Source organism: Arthrobacter sp. Y3225209 (genome assembly GCF_059090685.1).
This window is the reverse complement of record NZ_JBNHFW010000021.1, coordinates 1-20,049: the sequence shown is the minus strand read 5'-3', so window position 1 is coordinate 20,049 and position 20,049 is coordinate 1. Positions and strand designations below refer to the sequence as shown.

At 66.6% G+C, this 20,049-nt stretch carries 20 protein-coding genes and 1 other RNA gene; 11 read left to right on the top strand and 10 right to left on the bottom strand.

The genetic code is table 11. From position 1 onward, the window contains the following. Nucleotides 1-109: 109 nt before the first annotated feature. A complete protein-coding gene (locus AC5RVB_RS11985; protein ID WP_227902816.1) occupies nt 110-1,129 on the top strand; it encodes a GTP pyrophosphokinase in 1,020 nt (339 codons plus the stop codon). Nucleotides 1,130-1,171: 42 nt separating this feature from the next. Here AC5RVB_RS11985 and AC5RVB_RS11980 read toward each other — a convergent pair whose 3' ends face one another. Next, nucleotides 1,172-2,098, bottom strand: coding sequence for an SMP-30/gluconolactonase/LRE family protein (locus tag AC5RVB_RS11980; RefSeq protein ID WP_227928426.1), 927 nt, complete (start codon nt 2,096-2,098; stop codon nt 1,172-1,174). Between the two features lie 101 nt (nt 2,099-2,199). After that, nucleotides 2,200-2,865, bottom strand: a complete 666-nt coding sequence (locus AC5RVB_RS11975; protein WP_494142802.1) for a nucleoside/nucleotide kinase family protein — start codon at nt 2,863-2,865, stop codon at nt 2,200-2,202. 142 nt (nt 2,866-3,007) lie between these two features. Between AC5RVB_RS11975 and AC5RVB_RS11970 the strand changes: the two genes are divergently transcribed. The 7 genes from AC5RVB_RS11970 to AC5RVB_RS11940 all read left to right on the top strand — a co-directional run bounded on the left by AC5RVB_RS11970 (nt 3,008) and on the right by AC5RVB_RS11940 (nt 8,407). After that, nucleotides 3,008-3,502: a hypothetical protein gene (locus AC5RVB_RS11970; RefSeq protein ID WP_227902813.1), complete on the top strand. Its 495-nt coding sequence runs from the start codon at nt 3,008-3,010 to the stop codon at nt 3,500-3,502. A gap of 66 nt (nt 3,503-3,568) precedes the next feature. Then, nucleotides 3,569-3,865, top strand: a complete 297-nt coding sequence (locus AC5RVB_RS11965) for a hypothetical protein (RefSeq protein ID WP_227902812.1) — start codon at nt 3,569-3,571, stop codon at nt 3,863-3,865. Between the two features lie 216 nt (nt 3,866-4,081). Next, nucleotides 4,082-4,451: a transfer-messenger RNA gene (gene ssrA, locus AC5RVB_RS11960) on the top strand. Between the two features lie 136 nt (nt 4,452-4,587). Next, nucleotides 4,588-5,637, top strand: a complete 1,050-nt coding sequence (locus tag AC5RVB_RS11955; protein ID WP_227928431.1) for a glucose 1-dehydrogenase — start codon at nt 4,588-4,590, stop codon at nt 5,635-5,637. A gap of 102 nt (nt 5,638-5,739) precedes the next feature. Beyond that, complete coding sequence (locus AC5RVB_RS11950) at nt 5,740-6,021, top strand: hypothetical protein (RefSeq protein WP_227928432.1); 282 nt, start codon at nt 5,740-5,742, stop codon at nt 6,019-6,021. 148 nt (nt 6,022-6,169) lie between these two features. Next, nucleotides 6,170-6,934 carry a trimeric intracellular cation channel family protein gene (locus tag AC5RVB_RS11945; protein ID WP_227928433.1) on the top strand — a complete coding sequence of 255 codons (765 nt, stop codon included), beginning with the start codon at nt 6,170-6,172 and terminating at the stop codon, nt 6,932-6,934. A 93-nt stretch (nt 6,935-7,027) separates the two neighbouring features. Further along, on the top strand, nt 7,028-8,407 hold the full coding sequence (locus AC5RVB_RS11940; RefSeq protein WP_227928434.1) for an NAD-dependent succinate-semialdehyde dehydrogenase: 1,380 nt from the start codon (nt 7,028-7,030) through the stop codon (nt 8,405-8,407). Between the two features lie 11 nt (nt 8,408-8,418). Here AC5RVB_RS11940 and AC5RVB_RS11935 read toward each other — a convergent pair whose 3' ends face one another. From AC5RVB_RS11935 to AC5RVB_RS11920, 4 genes are all read right to left on the bottom strand, one after another. Next, entirely contained in the window at nt 8,419-8,895 is a 477-nt protein-coding gene (locus AC5RVB_RS11935; RefSeq protein ID WP_227902807.1) for a GtrA family protein, read from the bottom strand. 139 nt (nt 8,896-9,034) lie between these two features. After that, nucleotides 9,035-10,597 (bottom strand): ATP-binding protein, encoded by a 1,563-nt coding sequence (locus tag AC5RVB_RS11930; protein WP_227928436.1) that lies wholly within the window; start codon nt 10,595-10,597, stop codon nt 9,035-9,037. A gap of 2 nt (nt 10,598-10,599) precedes the next feature. After that, nucleotides 10,600-11,415, bottom strand: a complete 816-nt coding sequence (locus AC5RVB_RS11925; RefSeq protein WP_494142801.1) for an alpha/beta fold hydrolase — start codon at nt 11,413-11,415, stop codon at nt 10,600-10,602. Between the two features lie 210 nt (nt 11,416-11,625). Beyond that, on the bottom strand, nt 11,626-12,159 hold the full coding sequence (locus AC5RVB_RS11920) for a dihydrofolate reductase family protein (RefSeq protein ID WP_494142800.1): 534 nt from the start codon (nt 12,157-12,159) through the stop codon (nt 11,626-11,628). A 212-nt stretch (nt 12,160-12,371) separates the two neighbouring features. On the opposite strand from AC5RVB_RS11920, the gene AC5RVB_RS11915 reads away from it, so the two are divergent. Next, on the top strand, nt 12,372-14,165 hold the full coding sequence (locus tag AC5RVB_RS11915; protein WP_494142799.1) for a thiamine pyrophosphate-requiring protein: 1,794 nt from the start codon (nt 12,372-12,374) through the stop codon (nt 14,163-14,165). Nucleotides 14,166-14,245: 80 nt separating this feature from the next. On the opposite strand, the gene AC5RVB_RS11910 is transcribed toward AC5RVB_RS11915, so the two are convergent. The 4 genes from AC5RVB_RS11910 to AC5RVB_RS11895 all read right to left on the bottom strand — a co-directional run bounded on the left by AC5RVB_RS11910 (nt 14,246) and on the right by AC5RVB_RS11895 (nt 18,073). Then, nucleotides 14,246-15,532 (bottom strand): ammonium transporter, encoded by a 1,287-nt coding sequence (locus AC5RVB_RS11910; protein ID WP_227902802.1) that lies wholly within the window; start codon nt 15,530-15,532, stop codon nt 14,246-14,248. 287 nt (nt 15,533-15,819) lie between these two features. After that, a complete protein-coding gene (locus AC5RVB_RS11905; RefSeq protein ID WP_227902801.1) occupies nt 15,820-16,419 on the bottom strand; it encodes an HdeD family acid-resistance protein in 600 nt (199 codons plus the stop codon). 78 nt (nt 16,420-16,497) lie between these two features. Beyond that, nucleotides 16,498-17,322, bottom strand: a complete 825-nt coding sequence (locus AC5RVB_RS11900) for an SGNH/GDSL hydrolase family protein (protein WP_227902800.1) — start codon at nt 17,320-17,322, stop codon at nt 16,498-16,500. A 52-nt stretch (nt 17,323-17,374) separates the two neighbouring features. Continuing rightward, nucleotides 17,375-18,073 carry a phosphoribosyltransferase gene (locus tag AC5RVB_RS11895; RefSeq protein ID WP_494142798.1) on the bottom strand — a complete coding sequence of 233 codons (699 nt, stop codon included), beginning with the start codon at nt 18,071-18,073 and terminating at the stop codon, nt 17,375-17,377. A gap of 123 nt (nt 18,074-18,196) precedes the next feature. Here AC5RVB_RS11895 and AC5RVB_RS11890 point away from each other — a divergent pair, with 123 nt between their 5' ends. Beyond that, nucleotides 18,197-18,949: an SDR family NAD(P)-dependent oxidoreductase gene (locus AC5RVB_RS11890; protein WP_494142797.1), complete on the top strand. Its 753-nt coding sequence runs from the start codon at nt 18,197-18,199 to the stop codon at nt 18,947-18,949. A 136-nt stretch (nt 18,950-19,085) separates the two neighbouring features. Continuing rightward, a partial coding sequence (locus tag AC5RVB_RS11885) for an ATP-grasp domain-containing protein (RefSeq protein ID WP_227902797.1) occupies nt 19,086-20,049 on the top strand: 964 nt, incomplete at its 3' end.

Genomic DNA, 20,049 nt, shown 5'->3' with positions numbered 1-20,049 from the left:
GGACCCTTGCGGGGCATGGGCCCGCGCCACACAATTGAGGCAGTTGTTCCGCCCCGCCGCCGGACGCCGGCTGCGGAGAACCGTGGGAGACAGGGGAAACGCGTTGTCCATGGAACTTTTGCCGACGCACAGTATGCGGATCAATGACTGGCTGGGCACGTACGCAATGGACCTGAGCCGTTATCAGGGCGCAGATGAGGGAATCCATTCAGCAGTCCTGGCCCGGCTGGGCGATGACGGCCTGAACTACCACCACATCCAGCACCGGGTGAAGGAGGCGGACTCCCTGGGCCGGAAACTGGACCGGCGCACCGAAGACGGCACGCCCCGGTACGCCAACGGGCTTGAGGACATCGATGACCTGATCGGCGTGCGGATCATCCTGTTCCTGGAATCGGATATTCCGGCCGCCATGGAAGCGCTGGCGGGCGCCTTCGAGGAACTGGACCACGTAGATAAATCCGCCGAGCAGAAAGCCCGCGGCGACTTCGGCTACTCCGGCCAGCACCTGGTCCTCCGGGTGCCCCGGGACAACCCGCCCGCCGGCTGCGAAAACTTCTGCGGACAGCGTTTTGAAGTGCAGTTCCGCACCATCCTGCAGCACGCCTGGGCCGAGTTTGAGCATGAGATCCGGTACAAGGGCACCGGACCCGTCCCGCCGGAAGTCAACCGGGCATTCACCCTGGCCTCCGGGCTGATTGAACTGGCGGACCGGGAGTTCGACGCCATTAACCATGTGGTGGCGCTGCAGCGGCTGCGCGGCGAGGCACGGGTAGCCGGCGTGCAGAGCGGCGACGAGCTGAACGCGGCCGCCCTGCGCGAGGTGCTGGAGCAGGAATTGCCCGAGAACCCGCGCAGCCGCGCCGAACACTATGACTGGCTGGTCCAGGTGCTTGAGGCCAACACCGTGTATTCGCTGTCGGAGGCCACGGCCCTGCTGCGCTCGGCGGACTGGACAGCCCTGGCTGACCGGCTGCGCTACCGCTTCCCGCCCGGACATGTGCGCGCCGCGGATGACTACCTGCTGGAGCAATGGGGCAGGGCGTATATCCAGCGCACCGCACACCTGAGCGAGGACGGCACCCGGCGCGGGAAACTCGAGTACCGCCTGCGCCGGTTAGTGTCCTGAAGCGTTCCGGGCCCGCTGGGGGCCGGGACGGCAGGAGGAGCGCTAGTGCCCGGCGCGGAGGGCAGCGGCGGCGTCGGTAGCGGTGGTGCGGATCCGGTACAGGCCGGACGTGGCAGTCATGTACAAGGTCCGGCCGTCTGCGCCGCCGAAGCAGACGTTGCTGACCGTCTCCGGCACCGGAATGTGTTCCAGCAGTTCCCCGGCCGGGGAGAAGACCCGCACCCCGTCCCCGCCGGAGGACCAGATGTTGCCGTCCGTATCCACCCGGAAACCGTCCGGTACGCCCGGGGCTACCCGCACGAACACCCGGCCGTTCTTCGCCTGCCGGCCGTCCACGACGTCGTAGGCACGGATCGGATTGCCGTCGGCCTGGGCGGGACCGGCGGGGGAGACGGTCTCCTCGGCAGTGTCCGAGACATAGAGGACGGACTCATCCGGTGAGAATGCCAGCCCGTTGGGCGCCATGATGTCCGTGATGACTGCGGTGAGTTCCCCGCTGGCCGGGTCAAAACGGAACACGTACCGGTCCCCGTACTCCAGCTCGCCGGGGTGGCCTTCGGCCGGGTTGTCGATGCCATAGGAGGGATCCGAGAACCAGATGGTGCCGTCGGACTTCACAACGACGTCGTTGGGGGAGTTGAAGCGCACCCCGCCGAAACGGTCCACCAGGGTTTCCACGGCGCCGTCGCGGTCCCGTTCAATGGCGCGGCGCCCGTGCGAGCACTGGACCACCGACCCGTCCGCGTCCAGGGCGCGGCCGTTGGTGAACTCCACGTCCTGGCCGTAGACGCTGAGCTCACCGCTGGTTTCGCTGTATTCCAGGATCCGGTTGCTGCGCACATCGCTGTACCGTACGGCGTTGCGTCCGGGCACCCAGCAGGGTCCCTCGGCCCAGACCGCGCCCGTACCCACCTGTTCCAGTGCGGCTCCGGTTTCCAGCAGCGTCCGGGGGGATGCGTCTGCGTCCATGCTTTGTCTCCTGTTCGGGGCCGCAGGGGGCCCGGGTCAAGCGCGTACGGTCTGCGTCCTTTTATACGCGAGCGTGGGGCACGGCCCAAGCCGGGCAGTGATCAGGGCAGGTTACGGAAACCGCGGATCAGCACGTCGGCCCGCCCGCGGGAGGCCCGGACCAGCTCCGCGTTGGGCTGGTCCACCTTCTGTACCCAGGCGGCGGCTGCCTGCGGGCTTTTGCCGAAGCGGATATGCCGTTCCACCAGGCGCTGCACCCGCAGGTCCTCCTCCGGTTCGCAGTACCAGACCTCTGCGCAGCGGGCACGTACCTGTTCCCACTCGGGGCGGTCCAGCAGGAGGTAGTTGCCTTCGGTGAGGATGATCCGGGCTGCCGGGAAAACCGGGATATCCCCGGCCAGCGGCTGCTCCAGAGTCCGCTCGAACCCCGGGGCGTAGACGACGTCGGTACGCCCGGCGGAGAGCAGCCGGTCCAGCAGGGCAGCGTAGCCGTATGCGTCGAAGGTTTCCGGGGCACCTTTGCGCTCCCGCAGGCCCTGCCGGTCCAGTTCCCGGTCCGAGAGGTGGAAACCGTCCATCGGCACATGGGCAAAGCGGCGGGACTCCACGGGCTGGTGTTCCGGGTTCAGGGCACGGACCAGGGCCTCAACCAGGGTGGTTTTGCCCGCCCCCGGCGCACCTGTGACGCCAATGACGAGGGTTCCGGTACAGGATCCGGCCAACGCCGTCAGCCTGTCCTGCAGCTGCCTCAGAGTAGGGAAGGACATAACCGCATTCTCCTCTGCCCACGTCTTTCGCCGCCCGGAAAGTGCCAGTCTACGGTGCCTTGGCAACGGGCGCCCGGACAGGAAAATGTCCGCCGGTTCTCCTATGGTGGTGGGCAAAGGCCGAGCACACGAGGAGGCAGATATGTCAGATTTCCGAGGACGCAAGCTCTTGAAAGCAGCAGGGCAGGGCGCAGTTGCCGGACTGGCCGGTGTAGCAGCAATGACCGCCGGCGAAAAACTGGAACAGGCTGTGACCCGGAGGCCCAATTCCTACGTTCCGGCCCGCACCCTGCTGAGCCTGCTGGGCCAAAAACCCGCTGCCGATGCCCGGCCACCGCTCTGGAACCACGCCATGCACTGGGGGACGGGCGCGGTTCTCGGTGCCCTGCGCGGGGTCTGGTCCGTCACCGGGATCCGCGGCCCGGTTGCGAACACGACCTTCAGCGTTGTCCGCCTGGCCACGGACCAGACACTTGAAAACGCCACCGGCATCGGAGCCCCGCCCACCTCGTGGCCGCTGTCCGAGACCGCAGTGGATGTTTGGCACAAGACGGTCTATGCCTGGATTACCGGTGTGGTCTCAGATGCCCTGATCCCGCCGGTCCTGGAATCCAGGCAGGGCACCACCAGCCACTGACCCGCCGTGCGCACAGTCCTTTGCCCGGCCTAAGCTGGGGTTGTTGTCTACCCGAGGAGAGATACGTTGTCCCTGCTGACCCCCCTGATTACCAGTGCCGGCCTGATCGGCGGCTACAAGACCGCCCGTGACACCGGCAACCGCCAGCTTGGTGGAGCCGTCCTTGCCGCCGCAGGTGCCGCTGCCTTTGCCCTGTGGAAGCGCGACGCCGGCACGGGCAAGGCTGCAGCCCTCACCGCCGGCTACGTGGCCGCGTTCGGCCTGTCCCACCCGCTGGCCAAGAAAATGGGGGCCTGGCCGTCCGTCTATACCGTGACCGGCGCCGTGGCCCTGGCCTCGCTGGTCTTCGGCCGTAAGCGCTGATTCTCCCTGGCTGCCGGGCGGGGACAACGGTCCCGGCCCGGCGGTGCCGGCGGCAGCCTGCGCGGCAACAAGCCCGCGGCACAAGGCAGGGCAGAGCGGGAATCATCGGCCCGGCGTCGTCGTTATACCTGATGCGGGCGGAACAGGGCCCGCAGCGGAAGCCGGGACACCGGCGCCGCCGCTTGATTGGCAACTTGTTGATTGGCAAGTCAATACGGGGATGATCGGTTTCGACGATGTTGGTTGTGCCAGGGGAAGCGGGCCGAGAACGCAGAGTTATCTCGTTAACGCTCTCTGCAAAAAAATAAGTGCCAAACCTATGCGCACTGACTTCGCTCTCGCTGCCTAAGCAGCCGGAGTAGTCCGTCAGCCCGGAGTCGCTCTCGCTCCGGATCCTGGCGTCGTTTAGAGGGCCACTGCTGAACACTTCCGCCGTCGGGGTGTTCGGGACTTTTTGACGGCTGGGCCCGGACCGGCCACCTGTATGCAGGATGGCCGGGGCCGAGAAAATCCGACGCATACTGCGCCCGGAGAAGCCCTGGCAAAACAACACCGGACGGGGGTTCGATTCCCCCCATCTCCACACCAGGCGAAAGGCCTGCCCCTGAAGGGGCGGGCCTTTCCGCGTGTCCGGCCCCGTGTACTGGCGTTGAAGCACCTTCTGCCTCCGGCACTAATGTGGGATGCAGAGGGCAAACGGCCCCGTGCGCGAAGGGATGGACATGCAGGCACTGACAATCAGCCCCGGACAAAAGGATTCGCTGGAGCTGAGGGACCTGCCGGAACCGGATGCAGCGGAAGGCAGCGTGCTGGTGGAGATCCTGTCGGTGGGACTGTGTGCCACCGACCGGGAGGTTATTGCCGCTGAGTTCGGCACGGCACCCGCCAACCGGGATTATCTGGTGATGGGACACGAGAACCTTGGCCGCGTGCTGGAGGCGCCGGAAGATTCCGGGCTTGCCGCCGGAGACCTGGTGGTGGGTATTGTCCGCCGGCCCTGTGCCGAGAAGTGCCCTGCCTGTGCTGCGGGCGAATGGGACATGTGCCATACCGGCACCTATACCGAGCACGGCATTGAAGGGATGGACGGTTTTGCCCGCGAACGCTGGCGCGGCGAACCGGAAGAGATGGTGAAACTGGACCCGTCACTGGACCGGGTGGGAGTGCTGCTGGAGCCGGCCACCATCCTGGCCAAGGCCTGGGAGCAGATTGACCGGATTGGCAGCCGTGCCTATTTCCGTCCGCGGGTAGCCGCCGTGACCGGCGCCGGACCGGTGGGCCTGCTGGCCGCCCTGTTCGGAGTGCAGCGCGGACTCGAAGTGCACGTCTTTGACCTGGAGGAAGACGGACCCAAGGCGGATCTGGTGAAGGAACTGGGGGCTGTGTTCCACACGGACAGCCTCACGGATTCAGGCATCAGCGCGGACATCATCATCGAATGCACAGGTGCGCCCGCGGTGATCCGGGAGGTCCTGCACCGCGGCGCCAAAAACTCCGTCACCTGCCTGACCGGTGTCTCCGAAACCGGTGCCGAGGAGCCCCTGGACCTGGGCGCCCTGAACCTGGGACTGGTCATGGACAACCGGGTGGTCTTTGGAACCGTCAATGCCAACCGCAGGCATTACCTGAAGGCCGCTGAAGTGCTGGCACGGACCGACACGGGATGGCTGGAGAAGATCATCTCCCGCCGGGTCCCGCTCGCTGACTATGCCCGGGCCTTTGAAGATCAGGGCGAGGACATCAAAGTGGTGCTTGACCTGCAGGACGCCTGACCGGTTCCGCAGGCTATTCAGCCGCGGAGGATTCGGTGATACACAGGAAGGACCAAAGCGGCCGCCGCCGCGGTCACGCCAGCTCGCATTGGAGGCACTCAGATGGATAAGGACACCGATCTTCCGCTGATTCCCGGCGGTTCCGAAGCTGACCGGGCGGAGCAGGACATTCCCGCCGTTCCCGGTGCAGGAGATGCCGGGCCCGCGGGGGAAATCCACCGGGACGGCACTGACGGTATCGAGCAGGAAATCCCGGAGGTGCCGGGGGCCGGTGACGCAGGTCCGGAAGGCCGGGTGTACCCCGACGGGTCCGAGGCCGACATCCTGGAACAGAACACCGACGTTCCGGGAAGCGACGAGGACTATCCGCAGGGGGACGGCTGATGCCGTGATGCCCTGCCCGCTCCAGCGGTACCGGACGTGCCGCATCAGGGTCCGCGGCCGCGGATTCCCGGCTGCGGCACCGCTGCCGGCGTGCCGGCCCGCGTAGAATGAACGGCGGCACAAGGGGCAGATCAACAGCAGGAGCGGCGTGAATTACTTTGACCCGGCGGCGGTCTTCGACGTCGTCGACCTGGCCGGTGTGCTGGCCAACGGCGTTTTGGGTGGAGCCGTCGCCCGGCAGCTGCGGATGGACCCGGTGGGGTTCATCGTGCTGGCCCTGACATCCGCCCTGGGCGGCGGTGTCCTGCGGGATACCCTGCTGCAGGAAGGGACACCGGTGGCGCTGACCAACCCCGCCTACCTCATCACCGCCCTCGCCGGTGCCTTCATCGCCTACGCCATTGAGCTCAAAGGCAAATGGGCCAACCGCTTCCTCATAGTGATCGACGCGTTCGCGCTGGGCTGCTGGGCCGCGACCGGCACTGCCAAGGCACTCGCCGTGAACCTGGACTGGCTGCCGGCCATCCTCATCGGTGTGGCCACGGCCGTGGGCGGCGGCATGATCCGCGACATTGTGGTGGGCCGGGTGCCCGCCATTTTCGGTGGCAACACGCTGTACGCCACCGGTGCACTGGTGGCCGCCGTGGAAATGGCTGTCCTGTACAACATGGGCCTGCAGAACGTGGGCATGGGCGTGGCCATCGGCACGGCCGCCGTGCTGTGCATCCTGGCCCGGCGGCGCGGCTGGCGGCTGCCCGGGCCGGGGGAGTTCAACGTCCGGCTGCCGCGGCGGGCACGGCCAGCGGAGCGTCCCGGAGCCGGCTGGCCGCGACCGAAACTGAAGCTGCCGCGCCTGCGCCGGAACGGAAACGGCACCAGCGAAGAATCGCCGGACGCGCCCCGGCATTCCTAGCAAAAAATGTCCGCCTAAACACTGAAACAACCGGATTTAGTCCCCGGAATCCGTGCTTTTACAGACGCGATACGCGCGGGTAGCGTGGCGCACATGACTGCTTACAAGAGCGTAAATCCGTCCACTGGAGAGACCCTTCAGGAATTCCCCACGGCCACCGACGGCGAAATCCGCCAGGCCATCGATTCAGCCCATGCCGCTTTTACCCACTGGCGTGCCGAACCGGTGGAAAACCGCAGCAAGGTTCTCTCACGCGTCGCCGAACTCTACCGGGAGCGTTCCGACGAACTCGCCGCCCTCATTGCCCTGGAAATGGGCAAGCCGCTGCGCGAAGCCAAGGGTGAAGTGGCGCTCTCCGCCAACATCTACGAGTACTACGCCACCGAGGGGCCCGGCTTTATGGCGGATGAACAGCTTGATCCCCGGGGCGGTGGCAGCGCCGTGGTGCGTACCCTGCCCGTTGGTGCCCTGCTGGGGATCATGCCGTGGAACTATCCCTACTATCAGGTGGCACGTTTCGCGGCGCCGAACCTGATGCTGGGCAATACGGTGCTGCTCAAGCACGCCAACAACTGCCCGCAGTCCGCGCTGGCCATGGAACAGATTTTCGCCGATGCCGGTGTCCCCTCCGGTGCCTACACCAACATCTTCGCCACCAACGAGCAGGCCGCGGACATCATTGCCGACCCGCGCATCCAGGGTGTGTCGCTGACCGGCAGCGAACGTGCCGGTGCCGCCGTCGCCGAAGTGGCCGGACGCAACCTGAAGAAGTATGTCCTTGAACTGGGCGGCAGCGACCCGTTCATTGTCCTGGACTCCGAAGACCTGGACGCGACGGTCAAGGCAGCGGTTGCCGGGCGGATGGGTAACACCGGGCAGGCCTGCAATGCGGCGAAACGGTTCATTGTGGTGGAGGAGCTCTACGAGGAGTTCGTGGAGAAGTTCACCGCCCGCATGGCGGCCATCGAGCCCGGAGACCCGCTGCAGCCGGAGACGCGGTTTGGTCCGCTCTCCTCACAGTCCGCCGCGGACGGGCTGCTGGAACAGATACGCGACGCCGTGGAGCGGGGCGCCACCCTGCGCACCGGCGGCGGGAGGATCGACCGTCCCGGATCCTACGTCCAGCCGACAGTCCTGACCGACGTCACTGAGGACATGCGTGCCTTCTCGGAGGAACTGTTCGGGCCGGCGGCCGTGATTTACAAGGTCGCCAACGCCGATGAAGCAGTGGAGCTGGCCAACAACTCGCCCTTCGGTCTGGGCGGGGCCGTGTTCAGCACCGATGAAGGCAGGGCGCTGGAGGTGGCTGACCGGCTGGAGACCGGTATGGTCTGGATCAACGGCACTTCCGGTACGCAGGAGGACCTGCCCTTCGGCGGCGTCAAGCGTTCGGGCGTGGGCCGGGAACTGGCCCGGTACGGGATGGCCGAGTTTGTGAACCGGAAGCTGATCCGCATTCCCAAGAAGCGCTGAGCCCCTGCCGCTCAGGCCGCGCGGCTGCTTTCCGGTTCCGGCCGGGAAGCATCCGCGTGCTCGCTGGGGCCGTTGAACACCACGTACCGGTAGGCGAAATACCGGAAGATGTTGCCCAGTGCGATACCTACCACGTTGCCGGAAATGTTGTCCGCGAACTGGCTTTGGAAGCCCAGCAGGTAGTGCGAGACGTAGAGACAGCCGGCGGAGATCAGCAGCCCCACGAGGTTGGTCAGGGCAAAGAGCAGCGTTTCACTGCGGATGCTGCGTGTACGGAGTTTCCGGAAGGTAATGTACCGGCTGCCCAGCCATGACACGGTGGTGGCGGCCAGCACGGAAATGGTCTTGGCCAAGATGGGGCTGTCCTGGATCAGGGTGGCCGAGAGGATGTTGAACAGGCCCACATCCACCACAAACGCGACGGTGCCCACCACTGAAAATGAGCCCAGCCGGTGAGCAATCCTGCGCACCCCTGTGGTTCCTGCCATTACCGAAATCCGTTCAACCGCGCTCGCCCGGGAGGCTGCTTCCTGCCCGGGCCGGTGCGTACACACGGCCGGGCCTTTTACCTTCGGATGATTGCACACCGTGCATTCGGCCGCAAAATCAGTTCGCTGGCAAGCTGGATCAGGGCAGTGTGACCGTAAATACAGTGCCCTTGCCGGATTCGCTCTCCAAGGCGATGGTGCCGCCGTGCTCTTCCACAATGCGCTTGGAAATCACCAGGCCAAGGCCGACGCCGGGGATCTGTGCCCTGCGGGCCGTGCCCGAGCGGAAGAACTTGGTAAAGACCTCGGCCTGCTCGGCGCCGGTCATGCCGATGCCGGAATCGGCGACCCGCAGCACCGTGGTCCCGGCTTCCGTGCGCCACGCGCTGACCGTGACCTGTCCGCCGTCGGGGGAGTACTTGACCGCGTTGGAGAGCAGGTTGTCCAGGACCTGCGCCATCCGCTTGGGATCCAGCATGGCCGGCAGGTTCTCGGGCAGCTCGGTGACAATGTCGACGCCGTTCATTTCCGCGCGCGGGGCCGCAGAGGTGATGCCTGCGCGGATCAGCTCGCTGAGGTCGGTGACCTCCAGCTCCATGCTGGCGGAACCGGCCGCGGCGGAGAGCAGGTCCGAGACCAGGTGCAGCAGTTTCTCGGAGTTCCGCTGCGCCACCTTCAGGGAGGACGCCACATAGGAGGGGATGGCGTCTTCCTCATCCAGCGCCAGTTCCAGGTACCCCATGATGGAGGTCAGCGGGGTGCGCAGCTCGTGGGACACATTGGCCACGAAGTCGTCCTTGGCAGCCACCGCATTCACCAGGCCCGTGACGTCGCTGTACGCGATCACCGAGCCCTGAAACGCGTCGTCGTCGCCGTGCATGGAACGGGCCGAGACGCTAAGTGCCTTTTGCTCCTCGCCCTCGCCGTACCAGACCAGCTGGTCGGAGAAGGAGTGCCCCTCCGATGCCCGCTGCACCGGACGCTCGGCCGGCGGAACCGGGGTGATGCGGTCCGGCCCGAAAATGAGCAACTCGGCCTCGGAGGGGCGCCGGGTGAAACTGGGGGCGGCCAGGCGTTCGTGGAACTGCTGGCGGGGGTTGGTGAGCAGGCGCCGCCCTTCCTCGTCAATGACCACCACACCCACCCGCACGGTGTTGAGGATGGACTCGAGCATCAGCTCCTTGCGCAGGCTCTCCAACAGGGAGGCCTGCAGCACCACGTCCTTCTCCTGCAACACCACGGTCTGAGCGGTCAGAGTGGCTTCGGCCTCAGCGCGTGCGGCTTCGGCCTCTTCCGCGGTGCGCAGGGCGGAAATCAGGTCCCGTTCATACAGCCGCCGCTCATGCGCGTAGAACGCCACCACCTGGTCAAGCGCCGGGCGGTCGGCGGTGGCGGGGGTGCGGGTAGCGGAGAGCAGCACCGGGATGCGCCGGCCTTCGGGTCCCAGGAGGTCGACGGCGAGCTCGGCGAAAGTCGCTTTCATTCCCAGCTGCGGCATGGCGTGGGTGGTGTAGACAATGCGGTCACCCACGGGGAGCAGCTGGAGCAGGCTGGTGCCGCGCAGCTCCTCCAGGGACTTGCCGATCCAGGAGAGGAGCATGGTGTTGGCGGACACGACGGTTCCGTCCGTCAGGGTCAGGATGTGTCCGGCCGGGGCATTGTTGAACAACGCCTCGTAGTCGAGGGGGAAAAGCTGCTCCACGGTTACGTCGACTGCTGCAGATACTGCGAGATGATGCCTGCCGTCTCCTTGGGCGCGCTCACATGCGGAAGGTGGCCGGTGGCTTCCATCCGCACCAGCGTGCTGCCGGGGATGCGTTCCTGCAGATAGACGCCCACGTGATCCGGGGCGAGCAGGTCTGCGGAGGCCTGCATGATCAGTGTGGGAAGGGAAACGTCCTTCAGCAGGTGGCGGACGTCGGACAGGAAGGCCACCCGTGCGAACTGGCGGGCGATGGCCGGGTTGACCCGGCAGAAGCTGTCCTCCAAGCGGGTGCCCAGGGCGGGAGTGTCGGGGTTTCCCATGATGACCGGTGCCATGGTTGCTGCCCAGACCAGATAATTGGTGTCCAGGGAGACCAGCAGGTCGTCGAGGTCGGCGCGGCTGAAACCGCCTGTATATCCGTCCTCCGGGTAGTCCATGTAGCTGGCGGAGGGAGCCACGAGGATGATCCGGCTCAGCCGGTCGGGCTTCCTTGCCGCCGCGGCCACGGCCATCATGGCGCTGACGCTGTGGCCGATGAAGGTGACATCCTCCAGGTCAAGGTCCTCACACAGTTCCAGGACGTCGGAAACGTAGCCGTCCAGCGTGGAGTACTTTTCCGGTTCATAGGCATCGAGGTCCGAGCCGCCGGCGCCCACGTGGTCAAAGACGACCACCTTGTAGTCATCGGTGAAATACGGCAGCACATGCTGCCACATCCCCTGGTCGCAGCCGAACCCGTGCGCGAAAAGCAATACCGGGCCCTCCGTGCGTCCGAGCACTCGAACGTTGTTCCGGGTCCGGATATCAGTCTTCATGTGTCCCAGCGCCTGCTTTTCTTCTGATGCAATCCCCGCCCGGGGCCCAGAGCGGATTCAACTGCACACTTTACAGGTTCCGCGCGGCCTTAATTGCCAGCCCGGGGTGCATAAATATGCCCTCTAATGTGTTCCGCGGCGGAGGATTCCAATGCGGTGAAAAACAGTACTCTTATGCCGCCGGATGAGGGAATGGGCGGCCGGTTGGAATTAGCGGACGGAGAACCGGAGCTCGGCCGCCCCGCCGTTGAACTGGGTGGTGGCCACTAGCTGCATGGGCTGGGTGGGGCGGTCCACCGGAAGAAGCCGCCGCCCGCTGCCCAGGGCAACGGGCATGTAGGTCACCCACAGTTCGTCCAGCAGGCCGGCGTCAGCAAACTGCACCGCCACATTGCCGCCTCCCACCACCCAGACGTTGCGCTCCCCGGCGGCGTCCCGGGCTTCGTCAAGTACCTGCTTCACGTTCCCGGCGGCAAACCGTATGTCGCCCTGCGGCGGCGGGGTTTCCTCCCGGGAAGTCAGCACCCAGCACGGCTGGCTGTAGGCCCAGGCATCCGGTTCCTCGGCACGGAGCCAGCGGTAGGTTTCTCCACCCATAATCACCGCACCGACTCCGGCGATGAACCGGTCATAGTGCGCCTGGAAGGGCTCGAAGCCGAACTGCAGCAACCAGTCCAGGTTGTTGTCGGCTGTCGCAATAAAGCCATCCAGGGACGAAGCTACGTAATAGATGACCTTGGGCATGCTGCAAGATTACGCGCAGCGTCCGCCGAAAGGCAGGGGACGGGAGCCGGCGGTGGTGCCGGAACGGGATCAGGACGCCGGACATCATGGGCGGGTGAGGCGTGGACGCCGCGAAGGGGATAGGTTGAAAGGAAAGCACCATAAGCACCCTGACTATGTGCGCATCCGGCCGCCGGGCGGCTCCGGCCGGACGGAACGCGGAAGGACGAAACATGAGTGAACGGCTTGTTGCTGATGTGATTGTCGATCGCCTGAAAGCCTGGAACGTGCAGCGCGTCTTCGGGTACAGCGGCGATGGGATCAACACCGTGCTCGGCGCCATGCGCCGCAGCGGAGATCCCGAATTCATCCAGGTCCGGCACGAGGAAAACGCCGCCTTTATGGCTGTGGGGCACGCCAAATACACCGGCGGAGTGGGTGTGGTGATGTCCACGCAGGGCCCGGGAGCCATCCACCTGCTCAATGGACTGTATGACGCACGGCTGGACGGTGTCCCCGTGGTCGCCATTGTCGGCCAGCAGTCCCGCAGCGTGCTTGGGTCCTCCTATATGCAGGAGGTGGACCTGATGAACCTGACCCGGGACGTGGCCTCGGCCTTCCGGCAGCAGGTCAATTCCCCGGAACAGGTGCCGCTGGTCCTGGACCGGGCTTTCAAGAAGGCGCTCGCCACCGGCACACCCGCCGTCGTGATCATTCCGCATGATGTGCAGCAGGCCCCGGCCCCTGAGCTGGAACAGGAACACGGCATCCTGAACACCGTCCCGGTGTTCCGTCCCGCCCGCACCCAGCCCGGCGAGGCTGATGTGCAGGCCGCGGCAGACCTGATCAATTCCGGGCAGAAGGTGGCGCTGCTGGTAGGCCAGGGTGCCCGGCACGCGCGGGCGCAGGTCCATGCCCTGGCGGAGAAGATTGGTGCGGGTATCACCACCAGCCTGCTCGGCAAGCCCTACGTGGATGAAACGGCGCCCCTGGCCGCGGGGACCATGGGGCATCTGGGCACCGCGTCCGCAGGCTACGTGCTGGATAACTGCGACACCCTGCTGATCATCGGTTCCAATGACCCCTGGACCGAGTTCTATCCAACGCCCGGATCGGCCCGGGCCGTGCAGATTGACCGGGATGCCTCGGCCATCGGCAACCGGTACCCGGTGGAGGTGGGCATTACCTCAGACGCCGGTCCCGCACTGGATGCCCTCATTCCCCTGCTGGAGGCCAGGCCGGATACACCCTGGCGGGGCAAGGTGGAGGAAAGCGTACGCCGCTGGCACGAGCTGGCCCGGGTCCGCGCCATGACCGACGCAGATCCGGTCAACCCGGAACGCGTGGTCTGGGAACTGAACAAGCGGCTGCCGGACAACGCGCAGGTGGCGGTCGACGTCGGCAGTTCCGTCTATTGGTACGCCCGGCAGCTCCAGCTGCCGGAAGGGGTGCCGGCGCACCTCTCCAGCACCCTGGCGTCCATGGGCTGCTCCGTGCCGTACGGACTGGCGGCGAAACTTGCTGCTCCCGACCGTCCGGTGGTGGCGCTCTCCGGGGACGGTGCCATGCAGATGGCCGGCGTGAGCGAGCTGATCACCCTGAGCCGGCTCTGGCAGAAGTGGGAGGACCCGCGGTTTGTCCTGTGTGTGCTGAATAACCGCGAACTGGCGGAGGTGACCTGGGAGCAGCGCGAGATGGAGGGGGACCCGCGGTTCGAGGACAGCCAGTCGCTGCCGGACTTCAAATACGCCGAATACGCCAAACTGCTGGGCCTGGAAAGTGTCCGGGTGGAGGACCCGGAACTGCTGGGGGAGGCCTGGGACGTGGCGCTCGCCGCCAAGCGGCCGTTCCTGATCGAAGTCGTGACCGATCCGGCTGTGCCGCTGTTGCCGCCCTTCCCCGCCGGAGCTGCCCAGGCGCAAACCATGAAGGACGGGCTGGCACAGGAGGGTGCCGCGGGCGAACATTCCCGGCGGCTGCTGGACACCTACCTGGCGCAGGAGGAGGGGCTTTACGACGATCTCTGAGCCGGGATAACGGAACGGACGCACCCGTGAAGGGTGCGTCCGTTCCTCCTTTCAGCGAACCGGCCTGCCCTATGAGGAGGCTAGGAGCGGGCCGGTGCGCCGAGTTCCACGGGTTCTTCGTCATTGCGGTAGGCGGATTCGGAGTGGGCGATCAGGTCAATGCCCTTGAGTTCGCTCTCCTCCGGGATGCGCAGCCCGATGGTCAGCTGCAGCACCTTGGCAATCAGCCAGGTCACCGCGAACGAGTACACCAGCACCGCAAGGCAGGCCAGCGCCTGGATGCCCAGCAGCGAGAAACCACCGCCGTAGAACAGGCCGCTGACCCCGTTGGGTGCCGCGTCGGTGGCGAACAGGCCGATCAGCAGAGTGCCCAGCAGGCCGCCGACGGCGTGGACACCCACCACGTCCAGGGAATCGTCAAAGCCCAGCCGGAACTTCAGCTCAATGGCCAGCGAGCAGACCAGCCCGGCAATTGCCCCAATGGCTACGGCTCCCAGCGGGCTGACGGCACCGCAGGCCGGGGTGATGGCCACGAGGGCGGCAATCAGTCCGGACGCCGCTCCGAGGCTGGAGGAGCGGCCCAGGCGCATACGTTCCATCAGCGCCCAGCCGAGCAGGCCGGCCGCAGCGGCCACAGCGGTATTCAGGAAAACGACGGCGGCCGAGTGCCCGGCGCTCAGCGCAGACCCGGCGTTGAACCCGTACCAGCCGATCCACAGCAGGCTGGCTCCGAGGAGGATCAGCGGCCGGCTGTGCGGCTGGCCGTGTGAGTGCGGCCAGCCCTTGCTCCGGCCCAGGACAAGGGCCAGTGCCAGGGCGGCAACCCCGGCGTTCAAATGCACCGCGGTGCCGCCGGCAAAGTCGATGGCGCCCAGCTGGTTGGCAATCCAGCCGCCGGTCACCGTTCCGTCGGCATTGTCGAAGGCGAAGACCCAGTGCGCTACCGGGAAGTAGACCAGCGACGCCCAGAGGCCGGCGAAGACCATCCACGCGCCGAATTTCATCCGCCCGGCGGCGGACCCGGCCACCAGGGCCGTGGTGACGCACGCGAACATCAGTTGGAAGGCGGCGAATAGTGCCAGCGGGATGGATGCTGCGGGATCCTCGGTGAGCAGTTCAGACAGTCCGAAGAACTCCAGCGGGTTTCCCAGCAGCCCTACGCCGCCCAGTGAGTTGCCGAAGGCCGCGGAATAGCCGTACAGCACCCAGAGGACGGCTACCAGGCTGGCTCCGCCAAAGCACATCATCATCATGTTCAGGATTCGCCGTGAACCCACCATGCCGCCGTAGAAAAAAGCGATGCCGGGGATCATCAGACAGACCAGCGCGGAACTGGCCAGCAGCCAGGCCGTGTTTCCAGAGTCCATGGAGGTACTCCCGTTCGGGTCGGGTGCCCGCTGTTTACGTGCCCCCCCCCGGAACACAGACCAGACATTCAGGGAAGGGCAGGTGCAGCCGGCGGGGCAAGGGATGGATCAGCCCCCATTACTGACCGGCAGTCCCGCCGCAGCCGCGGCGGAGACGCTCCCTCAAGGGTGGCGGCCCGATGTTACGCGCGGCAGCGCCTGCAGGTTAGCGCTGTGTTAACACCCGCTGGGTGTCTGCTGTAAGAACGCTGGATGCTGTGTGCACCGCGGGGACAGGGGCTGGCAGGCTATGCCGTGCGCGGCAGCCCGCGGCCGAAGGTAAATGCCCGAATCAGCTGGAGGGCGCCAAGGACGATCAGGAAAATGCCGCCGTAAATCACCAGCACGGCAAGGGAGCCCAGCGGCAGGATCAGCACCGCAATTCCGGCGAGGATGCTGAGGATGCCCAGCACAATGGCGAACCAGCGCGAGCCCCCGCGGTCGGACTCGGCCAGGCTCATGACGCCCTCCACGATCCAGGCGATGCCCAGCAGCAGTGCGAGCGCAGTCAGGGTTGCCGCCGGATTCCGGATGGCAATAACGCCAACCACCAGCAGGGCCAGCCCTACAAGAATGTTCAGGATCTTCAGGCCGACGCCGATTCCGGTAAAGATGCCCAGCAGCACACGGATAATGCCGGCAACCAGGAAATAGAGTCCAAAGAGAAAAGCGAGGACCTCCAGTGTCGCTCCGGGCCAGAAAAGGACCAGCAGGCCAAGAATTACGGATACCAGGCCGGTGATTCCCAGCCCGATGCGGATCCCGCGGATGGCGGATCTGGCAAGATTCAGGGCGTCCAGTGCAAACCCGTTGTCCTGACGATATGAACTGCTTCCTGATGCGGACATGCTTAGGACCTCCAGAGAGATTGCCCCCACGGACCGGCTGGACCCGCCTCAAGTATCCGCCGGGCACGCCCTGCTTCTCTAGGGAGCGGCGCCGGAACCCGTCAGCTCCGCCCCGATCATTGCGGCCACGGCCGCCATGCCTTCCGTGTTTGGGTGAAAGGGCAGCGGGCCGCCCGGCCGCGGCCGGATGCCCGCGGTGGTCCAGGGGTCATCGGACCAGGCATGGTGGTCCGCACCCGCAGCGGCTACCGGAACCAGAGTTGCCCCGGTAGCCGCGGCCGCACGCGCCGTTGCACCGGCCAGATGCGTAAAGAACCTGCGCCCGGACGCTGCCTGCCGGGTACTCATCCGTGGCACACGGACCACAGGGTCCGGCGGCAGCACGGGAAGGTACTGGACAAAAAGGACCCGTGCCCGCGGCGCGCGCCGGCGGACCAGTTCGCCCACCATGGTGAGGGAGGCTTCGAGCAGGACCAGCTGCCGGTCCAGGCCCCCGGTGCCCAGCCGCTGCAGTCCGCCTGCCAGCCCGGCGAGCCGGGCCGGACCGGGCGGCAAACCGGCGGCCACCAGACCCGTGACGTAGCCAATGTCATTGCCTCCCACAGTGATGGTGACCAGGTCCGTGTCCGGAGTCAGCGCGTCCGCCTGGGGCGGCTGGCCGAACTGCCGGCGGTACAGAATGTCCGCAGTGACCGCCCCGGAACTGGTGACGTCGGTGAGCATCAGGTCCAGGGCGGACGCCAGGCGGTGGGGATAGTTCGCGTCGGTGCGGCGGGCACCCGGCGCTGAGCGGGGGACCGGAATCCCCAGCCCCGGGCCGGCAGCGTAGGAGCTGCCCAGGGCGACATACCCGGCACCGGAGAAGTTCGGACGCGGCTGTGCACTGCTCTGCGTGGTCTCCATAAGCGGACAGTCTGCCCGTGCGCCTTCCCAGCAGCCAGAGTCACTGCGGCCCCTAAGGCCCGCCCACCCCGAGAAAGAACCGGACCTCCGCGTCCGTGGTCTGCGGAAAACTGTCATAGGCCAGTCCGACGGCGTCCAGTCCGCTGTGTGCCCACGGCACCACGACGTCGTCGGCCAGCGACGCCGGGATGTCCGCCGCGCTGCCGCAGGCCACGGGGGCGGCAGCCACCAGCCAGGCCGGGGCCAGCCGGCGGACCACCCCCAGCGCCGCGCGCATAGTGGAGCCGGTGGCCAGGCCGTCATCCACCAGGATCACTGTTGCCCCCGGCACCGCCCGCACCGGGGTTCCGGGCCGGAACAGCTCTTCCCGCCGCCGCACTTCGGCCAGCTCTTCCTCGGCGGCAGCCTCAAACATTGTGTCCGCCCGGCTGCTGCGGCTGCGCCAGTAGCTAAGCACGTCATGGTTCCGCACCACTCCGGTGATTCCCGCTATCCCGGCGACCGCCCCGGCGGCGAGCTCGGGCTGCAACGCATATCCGATTTTGCGGACCACCACCACATCCAGCGGGGCGTCCAGGGCGGCCGCCACCTCCGCTGCCACCGGCACACCGCCGCGGGGCAGGCCCAGCACCAGCAGCTGGGGTGCATCGGCATAGGCCGTCAGCGCTGCGCCCAGCTGACGGCCGGCATCGGTGCGGTCCCGCCATCCGTGCGGGGGGACGGGGCCTGAAGGGGTGGCGGATTCCGGCATGGGGCCCATTTCCGGCAGGTGGTGTTTTCTTCACGCTAGGCCCGCGCCGGGAGGGCGGCAAGCCCGTTCGGGAAGGAGCCTGCCGCGTTGCCAAAGCTGCAGGGACATAGCAAAGTGGCGGCTATGACGCAGACAGCAGTAATCACAGGGGCAACCTCCGGCATCGGTGCGGAATTCGCCCGCCGTCTGGCCGAACGCGGCTACAACCTGGTGCTCACCGGCCGGGACACCGGGCGGCTGGCGGATGCCGCCGCACGGCTCGCGGAGCAACACTCGGTAAAAACGGAATACATCGGGGCGGACCTTTCCACCGAGGACGGCGTGGCCGCCGTGGCCCGGCGGGTGCAGGAGCCCGACGTCCGGATCCTGGTGAACAACGCCGGCTACGGGTTGAAGAACGACTTTGCCCGGAATGACCTTGATGCCGAGGTGGACCACCTCAATGTGCTGGTGACGGCTCCGTTGAAGCTCAGCCATGCGGCGCTGAACGCCATGCAGGCGGGCGGCGGCGGCCGGATCATCAACGTGGCCTCCCTTGCCGGCCTGCTGCCGCGCGGGACCTACAGTGCCGCCAAGGCGTGGCTGATCAACTTCAGCCGCTGGGCCAACATCTACTACAAGGACCGCGGCATCACCGTCACCGCCGTGTGCCCGGGATTTGTGCACACCGAGTTCCACCAGCGCATGCAGATGGACAAGAGCGTCTACCCCAAGTGGATGTGGCTGCAGGTTGAGCAGGTGGTGCGCGAGGGGCTCGCCGATGCGTTTGCCGGGAAGGGCATGTCCATCCCCTCCAGGCGGTACCGGGCAGTGGCCGCCGTGAGCAAGCTGGCGCCGCAGACGCTGGTAGCCAAACTCGCCGGCAGGGGACGCTAGGCCGCTCCCGGGCGCCCGCCCCCGCCGTCGTGCAGCGTCACACGGGCTGGCGGGAGAACGACGGCGGGCCTAGGGTGGCGGTGCGCCCCACCGGGACGCGTCAGGACCAACGAGTACACCGGCGAAAGCGAACCCCATGAGCACCCCCACGGTTTATGCCCTGCATGAGAATCCCGAATGGTTTCCGCCCTTTGCGCGCGCCTTCGAGGCAGAGGGGATCCACGTGGAGGAATGGCTGCTCACCGACGGGGTGCTGGACCTGGACGCCGTACCGCCGGAAGGGATTTTCTGGTCCCGGATCAGTGCCTCCGCGCATACCCGCGACCACGGGCTGTCCAAGGACTATGCCCGCTCCGTGCTGTCCTGGCTTGAGGCGCACGGCCGACGCACGGTGAACGGCCGCCGCGTGCTGGAGATGGAAATGAGCAAGGTGGACCAGCTGACCGCGCTGCGCGCTGCGGGCATTGACACCCCGCGCACCGTGGCAGCGGTGGGCCGCGACCAGATCCTGGCGGCTGCGAAGGAATTTGAAGCCCCGTTCATCCTCAAGCACAACCAGGGCGGCAAGGGCCTCGGGGTGCGGAAGTTCGAGTCGCACGGCGAGCTGGCGGATTACGTTGCCTCGGAGGAGTTCGAGGAACCTGTGGACGGCATCACCCTGGTCCAGGAATTCATTGTTGCCGCCGAACCCTTTATTACCCGGGCGGAGATTGTCGGCGGCGAGTTCATTTACGCGATCCGGGCGGATACCGCCCGCGGCGGCTTCCAGCTTTGCCCGGCCGACGCCTGCGCCATTGACCCGGTCACCGGCCGGCCCGTGATGCCCCCGGGGGCCACCATCGCCCCCGACGCAGACACCCAGCTGTTCAGCCTGCGCGAGGACTTCGACTCGCCGGTGATCGCCAAGTACCTGGACTTCGCCCGGCGCAACGGGATTGAGGTCTGCGGCATCGAATTCATCGAAGCGGCCGACGGCCGGCTGCTCACCTATGACGTGAACACCAACACCAACTACAACGCCGCCGTTGAGGCGGTGGCACCCCGGTCCGCGCCGCGGGCGCTGGCCAGGTACCTCGCCGGCCTAGCCGGCCAGGACGCCT

Excerpts from the sequence above, each read along its gene's own strand:
- AC5RVB_RS11985 (WP_227902816.1), top strand. The coding sequence starts at position 110 with ATGGAACTTTTGCCGACGCACAGTATGCGGATCAATGACTGGCTGGGC.
- AC5RVB_RS11980 (WP_227928426.1), bottom strand. The coding sequence starts at position 2,098 with ATGGACGCAGACGCATCCCCCCGGACGCTGCTGGAAACCGGAGCCGCA.
- AC5RVB_RS11975 (WP_494142802.1), bottom strand. The coding sequence starts at position 2,865 with ATGTCCTTCCCTACTCTGAGGCAGCTGCAGGACAGGCTGACGGCGTTG.
- AC5RVB_RS11970 (WP_227902813.1), top strand. The coding sequence starts at position 3,008 with ATGTCAGATTTCCGAGGACGCAAGCTCTTGAAAGCAGCAGGGCAGGGC.
- AC5RVB_RS11955 (WP_227928431.1), top strand. The coding sequence starts at position 4,588 with ATGCAGGCACTGACAATCAGCCCCGGACAAAAGGATTCGCTGGAGCTG.
- AC5RVB_RS11950 (WP_227928432.1), top strand. The coding sequence starts at position 5,740 with ATGGATAAGGACACCGATCTTCCGCTGATTCCCGGCGGTTCCGAAGCT.
- AC5RVB_RS11940 (WP_227928434.1), top strand. The coding sequence starts at position 7,028 with ATGACTGCTTACAAGAGCGTAAATCCGTCCACTGGAGAGACCCTTCAG.
- AC5RVB_RS11935 (WP_227902807.1), bottom strand. The coding sequence starts at position 8,895 with ATGGCAGGAACCACAGGGGTGCGCAGGATTGCTCACCGGCTGGGCTCA.
- AC5RVB_RS11925 (WP_494142801.1), bottom strand. The coding sequence starts at position 11,415 with ATGAAGACTGATATCCGGACCCGGAACAACGTTCGAGTGCTCGGACGC.
- AC5RVB_RS11920 (WP_494142800.1), bottom strand. The coding sequence starts at position 12,159 with ATGCCCAAGGTCATCTATTACGTAGCTTCGTCCCTGGATGGCTTTATT.
- AC5RVB_RS11915 (WP_494142799.1), top strand. The coding sequence starts at position 12,372 with ATGAGTGAACGGCTTGTTGCTGATGTGATTGTCGATCGCCTGAAAGCC.
- AC5RVB_RS11910 (WP_227902802.1), bottom strand. The coding sequence starts at position 15,532 with ATGGACTCTGGAAACACGGCCTGGCTGCTGGCCAGTTCCGCGCTGGTC.
- AC5RVB_RS11905 (WP_227902801.1), bottom strand. The coding sequence starts at position 16,419 with ATGTCCGCATCAGGAAGCAGTTCATATCGTCAGGACAACGGGTTTGCA.
- AC5RVB_RS11900 (WP_227902800.1), bottom strand. The coding sequence starts at position 17,322 with ATGGAGACCACGCAGAGCAGTGCACAGCCGCGTCCGAACTTCTCCGGT.
- AC5RVB_RS11895 (WP_494142798.1), bottom strand. The coding sequence starts at position 18,073 with ATGCCGGAATCCGCCACCCCTTCAGGCCCCGTCCCCCCGCACGGATGG.
- AC5RVB_RS11890 (WP_494142797.1), top strand. The coding sequence starts at position 18,197 with ATGACGCAGACAGCAGTAATCACAGGGGCAACCTCCGGCATCGGTGCG.